The organism is Thalassotalea psychrophila (assembly GCF_031583595.1).
GTDB lineage: Bacteria > Pseudomonadota > Gammaproteobacteria > Enterobacterales > Alteromonadaceae > Thalassotalea_A > Thalassotalea_A psychrophila.
Map to the genome: position 1 here is coordinate 1,224,385 of NZ_CP134145.1, position 12,658 is coordinate 1,237,042.

The 12,658-nt window shown below is 38.6% G+C and carries 12 protein-coding genes; 7 read left to right on the forward strand and 5 right to left on the reverse strand.

Annotated elements, in window-relative coordinates; genetic code table 11:
- Positions 1-39 precede the first annotated feature (39 nt).
- Both radA and serB read right to left on the reverse strand, forming a co-directional pair.
- Positions 40-1,434 carry a DNA repair protein RadA gene (gene radA, locus RGQ13_RS05230; protein WP_348392508.1) on the reverse strand — a complete coding sequence of 465 codons (1,395 nt, stop codon included), beginning with the start codon at positions 1,432-1,434 and terminating at the stop codon, positions 40-42.
- 103 nt (positions 1,435-1,537) lie between these two features.
- Positions 1,538-2,548 (reverse strand): phosphoserine phosphatase SerB, encoded by a 1,011-nt coding sequence (serB, locus tag RGQ13_RS05235; protein WP_348392509.1) that lies wholly within the window; start codon positions 2,546-2,548, stop codon positions 1,538-1,540.
- Positions 2,549-2,654: 106 nt separating this feature from the next.
- Between serB and RGQ13_RS05240 the strand changes: the two genes are divergently transcribed.
- From RGQ13_RS05240 to yqfB, 4 genes are all read left to right on the forward strand, one after another.
- Complete coding sequence (locus tag RGQ13_RS05240) at positions 2,655-3,290, forward strand: AhpA/YtjB family protein (RefSeq protein ID WP_348392510.1); 636 nt, start codon at positions 2,655-2,657, stop codon at positions 3,288-3,290.
- Positions 3,291-3,419: 129 nt separating this feature from the next.
- Positions 3,420-3,800 carry a nuclear transport factor 2 family protein gene (locus RGQ13_RS05245; protein WP_348392511.1) on the forward strand — a complete coding sequence of 127 codons (381 nt, stop codon included), beginning with the start codon at positions 3,420-3,422 and terminating at the stop codon, positions 3,798-3,800.
- Between the two features lie 99 nt (positions 3,801-3,899).
- On the forward strand, positions 3,900-4,589 hold the full coding sequence (locus RGQ13_RS05250) for an aspartate/glutamate racemase family protein (RefSeq protein WP_348392512.1): 690 nt from the start codon (positions 3,900-3,902) through the stop codon (positions 4,587-4,589).
- A 140-nt stretch (positions 4,590-4,729) separates the two neighbouring features.
- On the forward strand, positions 4,730-5,047 hold the full coding sequence (yqfB, locus tag RGQ13_RS05255) for a N(4)-acetylcytidine aminohydrolase (protein WP_348392513.1): 318 nt from the start codon (positions 4,730-4,732) through the stop codon (positions 5,045-5,047).
- An 88-nt stretch (positions 5,048-5,135) separates the two neighbouring features.
- Here yqfB and RGQ13_RS05260 read toward each other — a convergent pair whose 3' ends face one another.
- Complete coding sequence (locus RGQ13_RS05260) at positions 5,136-6,428, reverse strand: BamA/TamA family outer membrane protein (RefSeq protein WP_348392514.1); 1,293 nt, start codon at positions 6,426-6,428, stop codon at positions 5,136-5,138.
- 234 nt (positions 6,429-6,662) lie between these two features.
- Positions 6,663-7,421: a TatD family hydrolase gene (locus tag RGQ13_RS05265; protein WP_348392515.1), complete on the reverse strand. Its 759-nt coding sequence runs from the start codon at positions 7,419-7,421 to the stop codon at positions 6,663-6,665.
- A gap of 182 nt (positions 7,422-7,603) precedes the next feature.
- On the opposite strand from RGQ13_RS05265, the gene mrcB reads away from it, so the two are divergent.
- The 3 genes from mrcB (at position 7,604) to RGQ13_RS05280 (ending at position 10,799) form a co-directional block, all read left to right on the forward strand.
- The gene (mrcB, locus tag RGQ13_RS05270) at positions 7,604-9,874 is read left to right on the forward strand and encodes a penicillin-binding protein 1B (protein WP_348392516.1); all 2,271 of its coding nucleotides are present in this window, start codon (positions 7,604-7,606) and stop codon (positions 9,872-9,874) included.
- Positions 9,875-9,878: 4 nt separating this feature from the next.
- The gene (locus RGQ13_RS05275; RefSeq protein WP_348392517.1) at positions 9,879-10,289 is read left to right on the forward strand and encodes a tetratricopeptide repeat protein; all 411 of its coding nucleotides are present in this window, start codon (positions 9,879-9,881) and stop codon (positions 10,287-10,289) included.
- Between the two features lie 147 nt (positions 10,290-10,436).
- A complete protein-coding gene (locus tag RGQ13_RS05280; protein ID WP_348392518.1) occupies positions 10,437-10,799 on the forward strand; it encodes a hypothetical protein in 363 nt (120 codons plus the stop codon).
- Between the two features lie 109 nt (positions 10,800-10,908).
- Here RGQ13_RS05280 and argS read toward each other — a convergent pair whose 3' ends face one another.
- Positions 10,909-12,648 carry an arginine--tRNA ligase gene (gene argS, locus RGQ13_RS05285; protein ID WP_348392519.1) on the reverse strand — a complete coding sequence of 580 codons (1,740 nt, stop codon included), beginning with the start codon at positions 12,646-12,648 and terminating at the stop codon, positions 10,909-10,911.
- Positions 12,649-12,658 lie beyond the last annotated feature (10 nt).

The following is a 12,658-nucleotide window of genomic DNA, read 5'->3' on the forward strand; positions in this document are numbered from 1 at the left end:
GAGTCAGGTTATTTAACCAGACTCTGACCTTTTAATTTATTACTTTATTAACTCAATTAACTCGTGGATTGTTTTCAATGGAAAGATTTTTGCTCCTAAACCTTCCATTGATTTATGATAATTGCGATAAGGGATGAAAATCTCACTAAAGCCGTGCTGCGCTGCTTCCTTAACTCTAGGGACACCACTATCGATAGGGCGAACATCGCCATTTAAGCTTAATTCACCCATAATACATGTTGTACGTGGTACAACAAAATCGTTTAGACTGCTTAATAAAGCGGTCACTAAAGCCAAGTCTATACAGGTTTCAGATTCATCAATTTTTAAACCGCCAACAATATTAAAAAATGTATCATGATAGATTTTTGTTTTGGTATGTTTTCGTAAGATCCCCGTTAGCATCTTAATTCGATTCATGTTTAAACCAACACATACCCTTTGCGGAAACTCGGCTTCAGTCTCAGTAGTAAGGCATTGTATCTCTAGCAGTAAGTTGCGGTTACCTTTACGAATACAGGTTATTGATGATCCCGGTGATTCAGTCGAGGATCCCGATAAAAATATTTCGCTAGGATTATCAACACTAAGCATACCGCGTTCACACATTTTAAAAATACCAACGGTATCAATATCACCAAAGCGATTTTTATTGGCTCTTAAGGTGCGTATTTGCCCATCGTTGGTGTCAATGTGTAATAGCGCATCAACGATGTGTACTAGAGTTTGTGGACCTGCTATTTCATTATTCTTGTTCACATGGGCGATAATGAACATGGTCACGTTATTTTGTTTACAGTATTGTGTTAACGATTGCGCCGCCGTTTTAACTTGCGAAGGAGAGCCTGGACTGCCATTGGCGTTATCAGTAACAACAGCTTGAATAGAGTCGATAACGGCAAACTTTATTTGCTTTACTTCCAACTCTTCAATAATTGCTTCAACACTGGTTTCAGACAGTAAGTAAAGATTATCTTCGTTATAATCTAGCTTTAAGCGATGTACTCTATTTTTGAACTGTGACAGTGATTCTTCTGCCGTACAGTAAAGAGACGCGGTAGTTTGTGACATTCGAGCAACTAAATCTGATAGCAGCGTGGTTTTACCTGCCCCTGGATCTCCCGATATTATATTAACTGATCCGTTTGTTACACCGCCGCATAATACTCTGTCTAGCTCACCAATTCCGGTGAGTTGTTTTTCAGCTTCAGTGGCTTGTACTTCATTGATCTTTTTTGAACCACCACCACTAACCCCAGCGTAACCAGAGGTAGAAGAGCGTTTGCTACTGGCACTTTTGGTTTTACTGGTAGATATTTTGATTTCGGCGAGAGTGTTCCAGGCTTTACATTCTGAGCATTGCCCCATCCACCGATGAAAATCGGCACCACAGTCGTTACAAACAAATGCTGTTTTGGTTTTAGCTACTGCCATCTTTTAAGTTAATTGTAATGTATGTATGGATATACAGTATATTGGTAAGTTCAAATTCTGGCAAGGGATTCTTAGCCAGAATTTTAATTTTGCGGGAGATTGGTTATTTTAACCAATGTAATAAGCAGTCTAATCCAGAAAAATTGATACTAGTTTTCGCTTGTTGTAAAACTACCGGTTTTGCTTCAAATGCGACACCTAAATTGGCTGCACTCATCATCACCAAATCATTGGCACCATCACCCATGGCTACGGTTTGCTTGTCATCAATACCATACTCTTTTGCTAAACGAGTAAGGGTGTCAGCTTTGACTTGTGCGTCAGTAATGTCACCTAATACCTTGCCTGTTAGCTTTCCGTCTACAATTTCTAAAACGTTTGCTTGGGTGGCATCAAGGTTCAGTTGAACTTTTAATATTTCGGTGAAATAAGTAAAGCCACCGGAAGCTACTGCAATTTTCCAATTATGTTGATGTAGCGTTTTTATTAATACCTCTAAACCATGCATTAAAGGTAAGTTTTTACCAACCTCAGCCAATATGCTTTCAGAAGATCCGGCTAACGTACCAACACGTTCGCGTAAACTTTCAGCAAAGTCTAATTCACCCAACATGGCACGTTCAGTTACCGCACTCACATGCTCGCCAACACCAGCAAGTTTGGCTATTTCATCAATACACTCAATTTTAATGGTGGTTGAATCCATATCCATAACCAGTAAACCTGGAGCAGCCAAACTCGGAGCATTGCTAAATAAGGCCACTTCAAAGTTATTTGCTAGCGCGTATTCATTAACTGCTGCTTTAGAAAATAAACAGTCACTGTGTATGTTAAAGCGATAACTGATTTTACCGGCACGTTCATTAATTGCAGTTAGCGTGCAACTTGATTGCATGGTTAACGCGAGTACCTTAATGAAATGTTCCATACAAAGATCATTAAACACCACTAATTCAATTGTATTATCACCTAGTTCATCACTGTTACTGGCTAATAATTTAGAGCTTTGCAGGTCAAGTTTGAGCGGAAGCTGACTCGTTAAACCAGAGATTACTTCTGATAATTGTTGAGAAAGTGTGCAAGTTGTTAATTCGATTGAGGTTGGCAAAGTCATGATCTACTACTTGAGTGCTTTTAAGGTGAAGAAATTGATTCTATAATCGCAAATAACCCACTATAGTGTATATAGATTTCTACTATTTCTTAGACCTTTTTTAAAGATGACAGACCTAAACGAAATAATATATCCGAAAGTAACATCTATTTATAATAAGCTACTGCAAATTGGCGTAGCAATCATACTGTTATTGATGATTTTAAATTTGTCGATAATGGGCATGGATGATTCAGAAAAAATACTTGAAAACCATTTCAATACAGTTGCAAAGCAATACCTTGATCAGTCTGTAAGTACAAGTAAAGTACTGCTTGTTAATAAAAACAAAAAACAATTACAAGCATTTGTACAATCACTTAGTGACTCTGATTTAGTTACCGAGGCAAGGCTATATGATGCGCAAGGACAAACTATTGCAGAGTCTGAACTTAGCTCGTCTATTAATACCTTAGTTGGTATTGAGCAGGGTACTATTGATAATAGCGAATTATATGTCCCTTTCATCAAAGAGATCCGCACCGATAAGCTTATTGGTTATATTCGTTTAAATTTAGTGAAAGACCAGGTGATTGATACTATGCAGGAGCAAATATACTCTCAATTTGAACTGTTTAGAATTATGCTAATTATTGCCGTGTTTGCCGGTTTCTTGTTAACACGAGGATTCAATCGATTTTCACGACAAGGCCTGCGAATAAGTAAACACAGAACTCCGACAACAATTTCACCACATAAATAATTTTTTATACTATCGATGATAAAACTAAAGAAATCCTTTTATAAATATTTTTTACTCTTAGTGTGCTTAACAACATCGGCTTTTGCTAATGAACAGACCCTAGCAGAGCTAGATACTGCATGGATTAAAATGGAAAATGCCGTAATGGCAGGAGATTTTAATGCTTATCAAGCGGCGTATCATGATGATGCGATACTAGTCAGTGGTTTTTCAAATACTAGTTACCCAATTGCTACCGCGATGAAACGTTGGAAACAAGGCTTTGATGATACCAAAGCTGGAAAAGTAAAAGTATCACTGCAATTCAAATTATCAAAAAGATTCCATGATGAAACAACTGCCCACGAAACAGGAATGTTCCGTTATGCAACAATAGATGCTGATGGCAAAGAAGATGTTTTTATAGCTCACATGAATGCATTGTTAGTAAAGAAGTCGGGCAAGTGGCTAATGATGATGGAATTTCAAAAGTCTAAGGCAACCCAAGCAGAGTGGGACGCAGTAAAGTAACTCTGGGGGATTTAACGATTTTCCATGATCAAATTTTTATCAAAATAATCTTCAACCTTACTTAACCGTATTGAATTGCATAACACTTATCGAGGTAATATGAAAACAATTGGCTTGTTGGGCGGCATGAGTTGGGAAAGCTCTGCTGGTTATTATCGAATGATTAATGAAGGTGTTAAAGAAGCGCTTGGAGGTCTACACTCAGCCAAAATAGCAATGTACAGTGTTGACTTTAGTCCCATTGAAAAGTTGCAGCATAGCGGTGATTGGCAAGGCACAGCAGAAATACTTATCAAAGCTGCGGTAAATGTTGAATCTGCTGGGGCTGATGTTTTACTTATTTGTACAAACACCATGCACAAAGTCGCGGCGCAAGTCGAAGCTGCCATAAACATACCTCTTTTACATATAGCCGATGCCACCGCAGAGTTGCTTGTTCAACAAAATATTAAAACGGTAGGGCTAATTGGAACTGCTTTTACAATGGAACAGGATTTTTATAAAGGCAGATTGAGTGAGCGTTATGGATTAACTGTTCTTACCCCTAACTCAGACGATCGAGCAATCATTCACAATGTTATTTATAAAGAGCTTGTATTAGGTAAAACACTTCCTGCTTCTAAAGAGCATTATTTGCGGGTTATCGAGTCATTAGCACAGCAGGGTGCTGAAGCGGTAATTCTTGGTTGTACAGAAGTTGGAATGTTAATAACACAAAAAGATACCGAAGTAACACTACTTGATACGACGCACATTCATGCACAAAAAGCTGTTGAGTTTGCAATATAAACAGCACGTCATTAAATCGGAAAATTTGGCTGTTCGTTAACATGATAATATCAAAACATCGAAATACAGTGAAAATAACAAGCTATAATTAAAGCTTTAAATATGCTGTTTGCTAGCCAAAAAACGTGTATGAAATAATAATGTTCTTAACAGGTATATTGTTCTTCGAGCGCTTTGAAATTGATATTTTATCAGGTAAAAAAACGATTACAATCCGCGATGAAACAGAAAAGAACTTTATACCAAATACAATTGTTCAAGTTTCAACTTATGAAACAGGGCGTTGGTTCTGCGAAATACTTATCAAAGATGTACAGCCTATTACTTATGATGAGCTATCTGAATTTCACGCGAAGCAAGAAAATATGACTCTCGAAGAGTTAAAAGCAGTGATAGAAGAAATTTATCCAGGTGTGCGAGATTTATATGTAATTACCTATGAGTTGCTAGTTGGTTGAGTAAAAATACGAATAGTATCTAATTAGCAGAGAGTCTCACCAATGTTGATTTTAATCATTAACACTAAATATTAATCCTGTGTTGTCTTTAAAATGTATGACCAAAGAACATTTGCAGTTCACCTCCTTCGTCTGAGCCTGCGGCATCAACTCTTATTATTAGCCCTGAAACAGACACTCTGATCCCAGCACCCAAAGACACCTTCATTTTATGATGCAAGTCTGATATTGACCAATTATCAGCAACGGAGCCAACTTCCGTAAAAGCGACTATTTGCCAAAAAGGAATATGGAGTTTTTTAATTAAAGGCATATCAACAAAAGGGTTGCTAACTGGAGTGTAGCGATATTCTACGCTGTAATTAATCGCTGAGCGATCATGAAATCGATTGGAGGGAAATCCGCGTTGACGGTCAATTCCACCCAAAGTAGAGCCTTCAAATAACGGCGCTGTATGGAAAATTTTATTATTACCTTTTAGGTGATAAGAATCTGATGTAGGCACATCACTGGTCCAAACATTAAACCCTAGCGTTCTTTGTCTAGCATCATCATTTTCACCAAAAGATATGAACTTGCTGTATTCAAATTGAATAGACGTCCAAGTAGAAGACTCTTCCTCTGCGCCCCAGTCGCGTGCCACTGATAGTGACATAATACTGCCTTTCGTCGGGTTGACATACCAATCAGAGTTGTCATATTCAAGCTCAAATTTTATGCCTGAAGTAATGTTATAAAATTCATTATTGTTATCATCTTCAAAATCTTGTTCACGATAAAACGGTTGAACAATAAATGTAGTCCTGCCTGAAGTCAAAGGATTCCAGTGATCTCCACCTGCTTCATAGCCTGGAACCAACAAACCTCTGTCGGTTCTAAACTGATGAATTGCGGTGTTTTTACCATGACCAATAGGTAATAAATATTTAAAGGTTAAGCGCAGAAAATTATCATCACCATTGGCGACAATAAAGTTATCTTTATCTGAGCCAATAGAACCCGCTATTTCATCTGGAAATGCAGGGTTACCCGCTTGGTAGCTATCTAACTCTCCCCAGCTTGAAACTAACAAGGTTGTATCAACAAACAAGCGGTCAAAGGAGGTTACTTGAAAGTCTTTGAGAGCACCAAACACCGAATAGGTAGAGTTAGTCCCGGCAAAGACATTAAATAAGGTCACAGCTTGCGGTTGAAAATAGCCACTATTAATGAACACCATCGCTGCTGCAACTTCTGTACTGTCATTATAAAAACCATAAGGGATGATTAATGATTGGCTCTCAATATCGCCTTTCGCAGAAATATCTCTAGCTAAATTATTACCGTAAGCCAGCGTTGATATTAATGTAAACACAAGCAAGAGCAGCTTGAAGTTAATCATGTAAAGTCTCATTAAAAGTGAACATAGTTTGCCATAGAGATAATGAAAATTAATAAACTAGGGATCCCTATATGATCATAGATCAAAAATCACCAATAAGGTTTAGTTGATTAAAAACCATTCAAAAAAAGTGGGAGAGCATCAATCAATTAGACAAATACAAAGGATCGTACAGGTTAGCTATAAGAAATTAAAATTAACTGTGAGTTTAATTACCGCTAATTAGCTGTAAGCTTATTCGAGATTAAATACCTGTAATAGGTTTTGTTCGATAGCTTGCTGCACTTTTTCTGGGCTCTCGGTTCTTATACTACAGAGCTGCTGAAACACATCTGTGATTTTTTCAGGAGAGTTTATTTCTCCTTGAAAGCCATTAAGGGGCATAGCTGGCGCATCGGTTTCTAATAAAATGCTATCCAAGGGTAATTTTTTCACGGTTTTAATAGTTTTAATTGCTCTAGGGTAGGTGATAGTGCCGCCAATACCTAATTTAAAACCTAAGTCAATATAGGCTTTAGCTTGTTGATAACTGCCTGAAAATGCGTGAATGATACCGCTCTTTGGTAAGCTTATTTTTTTAAGTTCAGATACTATTAATTGGTGGCTTTTTCGGTGGTGAACAACAATGGGTAAGTCATATTTTTTAGCGATATGTAGTTGTTTAACAAAGTACTCAGTTTGTTTATCAATATCTTCAATTACACCATCTATACCAATTTCGCCAACAGCAACGATGTCATTTTTCCTGATCATTTGGTCAAGCACAATCAAATCGTTATCAGTGGCTTTTGCAATCCACCAAGGGTGTAATCCTAAACATGGCCAAGCGTTTTGGTATTTTTGACAAAGCTCTAGTACTCGCGGCCACCGTTTAGCGGTAATACCAGGTACGATAAAGCGATTAATATTTAACTGTGCGCAACGTTTAATAAGCTCATCGCGGTCGGCGTCAAACTCGGTAAAATCTAAATGGCAGTGGCTGTCAGTAAACATGGTATTACTTTACCTTTATGGCAATAAGCGAGTAAACCTTAAGTTTAAACTTTAGCAAAATAATTAATTTCATGTAATCTGTATGCCCCTCTATTACCTGATTATGAAGAGGCATATAATAGCAATGGCTATAATGATTTACTCATATAGAATTGTTATAAAGTACAGCAATAGAGGTTAATTTGGCGCGACCTAAGAAAAAAATTGTTCAAAGACTGTGGTGGAAATTACTGCTGGTTGCGGCCGTTAGCTTTTCGGTAATATTGGTTTATCTCGATTTTGCTATTCGTTCAACATTTTCTGATAAAAAGTGGTCCGTGCCTTCTACTGTTTATGCACGTCCATTAGAGCTATATACAGGTGCTATGTTAGGTGTTGATGATTTAACTATTGAACTAAAGCAATTAGGCTATCAATTTGTAAACAGCATTAGCCAGCCTGGGCAAGCAATGATCAACGGGAGTCGAGTTCATCTATACACTCCCGGATTTCAGTTTAGTGATTATCTTGAGCCTGAGCGTCAAATTGAAATGACTTTGAAAAACGGCTATGTTTCGCATTTAATAAGTAGTGATGGCGCTGATTTAGTGCGTTTAGAGCCAGTGGTCATTGGTGGAATTTATCCCGCTCATAATGAAGACAGGTTATTAGTAAAACTTTCTGAAGTGCCAATGTCATTGCAAAACATGCTAGTGGCCGTTGAAGATGATAATTTTTATCAACATTTTGGTATATCTCCTCGCGGTATTGCTCGTGCTGCGCTTGCAAACATTAAAGGTGGTGGTATTTCTCAAGGGGCATCCACGCTAACCCAGCAATTAATTAAAAACTTCTATTTAAGTTCAGAGCGTACTTTTTCACGTAAAGCGCAAGAAGCGTTAATGGCATTGTTGCTTGAACTGCACTTTAGTAAAAGCGAGATTTTAGAAGGCTATATTAATGAAATTTACCTAGGACAGGATGGTCCTCGAGCGATACATGGATTTGGTTTAGCAAGTCAGTATTATTTCAGGCGGCCCTTGGTAGAGTTGTCTCTTGAGCAACAAGCAATGCTAGTCGCTTTGGTGCGCGGTGCTAATTATTATAATCCATGGCGCAATCCTAAGCGTGCCTTAAATCGTAGAAATTTAGTGCTGGATATTGCCGTTCGTGAACAATATCTGGATGTTAAACTTGCTGAGCGTGCGAAAAAGCAACCGTTAACCATGGGCGAAAGAGGTGACTCAAACATAAAGCGCTATCCTGCCTATCTTGATTTAGTAAGAAGACAACTGCAACGAGATTATAAAACTGAAGATCTAAGCTCCAATGGTTTATCAATATTTACCCACTTTGATCCGTTAATTCAATCCAGTGCTGAACAGAGTTTAAATACAGCCATCGCCAAACATGAATCTAGTGGTCAAAGTAAAAATCTTGAAGGCGCAGTTGTTATCACTAGACCAAATACCGGAGCGGTGATAGCAATTGTTGGTGGTAGAGATGCACGCTATGCGGGGTTTAATCGCGCAATAGATGCTCGCCGGCAAGTAGGCTCGCTGCTTAAACCAGCGCTGTATTTAACCGCTATCGAACAACCCGATAAATATAACCTTGCTTCTCTCATTAATGATGAAGAATATTCGCTGCAGTTACCAAATCGAACTCAATGGACTCCTAAGAATTACGATCAAACAAGCCATGGCGAAGTGCTGTTATATCGGGCATTAGCTAACTCATACAATCAAGCAACGGCGCGTCTAGGTAATCAAATTGGCTTAGAACCCATACTCAAGACTATTAATCGTTTAGGGATTGAGCAACAATTACCTGCATTACCCTCAATTACATTAGGCGCTGTGGGAATGGCGCCAATTGAAGTAGGGCAAATGTTTCAAACCTTGTCGGCTGACGGATTTTATACGCCGCTGCTGGCGATAAATGCGGTTATAGAGCCGGGTGGGAAGATATTAAATAGTTACCCTCTGGCAGTTGAACAACGATTTGACTCCGCTTCAATTTATATACTGCGCCATGCCTTGCAAGCAGCAACGCATGAAGGCACCGGAAAAGCACTTGATTGGTTATTACCCAAGTTTTCAGTAGCAGGTAAAACTGGCACAACTAATGACTTACGCGACAGCTGGTTTGCCGGATTTTCAGGTGATATGATGGCTGTTGTTTGGCTTGGCCGAGATGATAATGCCAGTACCGGCTTAACCGGTGCAAGTGGTGCACTGAGAGTGTGGGCCGATATCTTCAGTCAACGGTCGGTAGTTCCAATTCAGAACTTACCTCCAGAAAATGTAGAAATAGTATGGGTTGATAATGATACCGGGCAAGGTAGCCAAGAGTCTTGTTCTAACGCTATTGCGTTGCCTTTTGTGGCTGGTTATGAACCAGATGAAGAAATACGTTGCCGTAAGGGACTGGAAAGAGTTATCGATTGGTTTCGTGACTTAATAGATAATTGAGAGAATGTTGAAATTGTATAGAAAAATAGCTTTATTGTGTTTAACTTTGGCTTTAGCTGCATGTTCAACTACGCCTGTAACTGAAGAGAAAACTCAGCCAATACCAACAGTAAAGGCCAAACCCGCGCCAGTAGATGATGCCGCACAAGCTCCTGCAGCTGTTATTACTTTACTTGATAAGGCCGAACAACAACAGAATAATGGTGATGATTTAGCCGCGATAGTATCTTTAGAACGCGCGATTCGAATCGCTCCTCGTTATCCTGAAAGCTATTACCGATTGGGTAAACTTCGTTTTTCCCAATCTCGTTATGAACAGGCACGTGCTTTGGCACAAAAAGCAATCAGTCTTGGTGCTAGCGGTTGGTTACGTTGGCAGGCAGAAAAGTTAGTAGAATCATCTAGCAACCAATAGATTGCTATTAGTACGTCGAGTTCCTTGCCCTGAGTTACTTTTCCAGCGAATAACAAGATCACAAACTTAATAAAATTGGTATGAGATCAAAGAATAAACAATTTTATCCATTATTATAACGGTATATTAATATTGGAATTTGTTTATATGCTTCATTTATATCTTGGCTATTTTGTTGTTCAATTTATTCCTCTGATCGAACGGCTGTTTTTTTCAAACATTTCAATTTTAGCGATGATTTTTTCCATTGTGGTATTTTTTCTTTGGTCATTTATTCCGATGTTGGGATATCTTTTGGCTAAATTACTCAAAGCAAAAGGTAACTTGAATAGATACTTTTTACTAATCTTTGGTGCAGGCGCTGGCTTGATTGAAAATGGATTATATTACTTCGATATTTTAACGTACGATGAAAACGTAATCGTGACATTATTAGTGTGTTTGCTCTTTTTTATCTGTGCTTTTATTACTTTAGATAAAAGAAAATTCCGATTAGTAAAAGCAAGCTGAAGTGAGCCGACTCCATTGCCATCCATGGCAAGTCGGCATTCCATCGTCCCTGATGTAAAAAAAGGTCTGCAATAGCAGACCTTTATTGTTTAAGCTGAAAGCGTTAAAGTTACATTCTTTCCATTACTTCAATACCGAGAAGATCCAAACCTTGTTCTAAGGTTCGGGCAATAACATTACATAAACGTAAACGTGAAAGTTTAATGTCTTCAGTAATATCATCTTTAAGGATTGGACAAGCTTCGTAAAAGCTCATGTACAAGCTTGCTAACTCGTATAAGTAGTTACATAACAAGTTAGGTGTACATTCACTAATTACCGCATCTAATACTTCTTCAAATTGCAATAATTTAACCGCTAATGCTTTTTCTTGTGGCTCGGCAATAATCATATCAGCTGTGATAGAGTTTGCTTCAACACCGGCTTTTCTGAAAATACTTTGCACACGCGTAAATGCGTATTGTAAGTATGGTGCTGTTGCACCTTCAAAGCTGAGCATGGTTTTCCAATTGAAGATGTAATCTGAGGTACGATTTTTCGATAAATCTGCATATTTAACTGCACCAATACCTACTTTACGAGCTATCTCACTACGTTCCTCTACTGAGAAGTCAGCAATTTTTTCAGCCATTAAATCTGTAGCTCGAGCAACGGCTTCTTCAAGCAATTCGGCAAGTTTTATGGTTCCGCCAGTACGAGTTTTAAATGGCTTGCCATCATCACCCATCATCATGCCAAACGGACAATGATCGTATCCAGTAGTTTCTGGTAGGAATCCTGCATTTCGCGCGGTAACTTCTACTTGCTTAAAGTGATGAGCTTGACGTGCATCGGTAAAAATAATAATTCTGTCTGCACCCAAGTCGCCACTACGGTATCTACATGCAGATAAATCAGTAGTTGCGTATAAGTAACCACCACCCGATTTTTGCACGATAAATACTGAAGGCTCGCCGTCTTTGTTAGCCATTTCTTTGATGAAAACAACTTTTGCACCTTGATCTTCAACAGCTATACCGCTTTCCATCAGCTCGTTAATCACGTTTGGTAAGTCTGGATTATAGGCACTTTCGCCCATAATGTCGTCACGGGTTAAGGTAACGTTCAATGTGTTATAAATTTCTTCAGAGTGGTGGATAGAAATATCAATGAACTGCTTCCATAACACTAAACAGTCGCTATCACCGCTTTGCAATTTCACTACAAAATCGCGAGCACGGTCTGCAAAACCTTCTTCTTCGTCAAAGCGAATTTTTGCTTCACGATAAAAGTTTTCTAAATCAGCAAGAGCAGTTTCAGCCACTTCGTTACTACTAAGCTTGTCGCTTAAATGCGCAAGTAGCATACCAAATTGTGTGCCCCAATCACCCATGTGATTTTGACGGATAACTTTTTCGCCGCGAAACTCTAATGCACGAACAACAGCATCACCAATAATGGTTGAGCGTAAATGACCAACGTGCATTTCTTTGGCAAGATTAGGTGCAGAGTAATCTACTACAACGGTTTTTGGAGTAGCATTCTGGCTAACGTTTAAGTGTTCGTCACTTGCCGCAATAGCTAATTGCTTGGCTAACCAAGCTTTGTTTAAATGAATGTTGATAAAACCCGGACCGGCAAGTTCTAGTTTTTCAGCAATATCGCTGATATCTAAATTGTCTAATACTTTTTGCGCTAACTCTCTAGGGTTAGTTTTTAACTTTTTCGCTGCGCCCATGACACCATTAGCTTGATAATCACCAAATTGTGGTCGAGATGAAGCACTTACCGCTGGGTTAGTATCTTCTGGTAGGCCAGCTGCAACCATTGCAGCTCTTACTTTATCATTTAAAAGTTGACGAATATTCATATTATCTTCT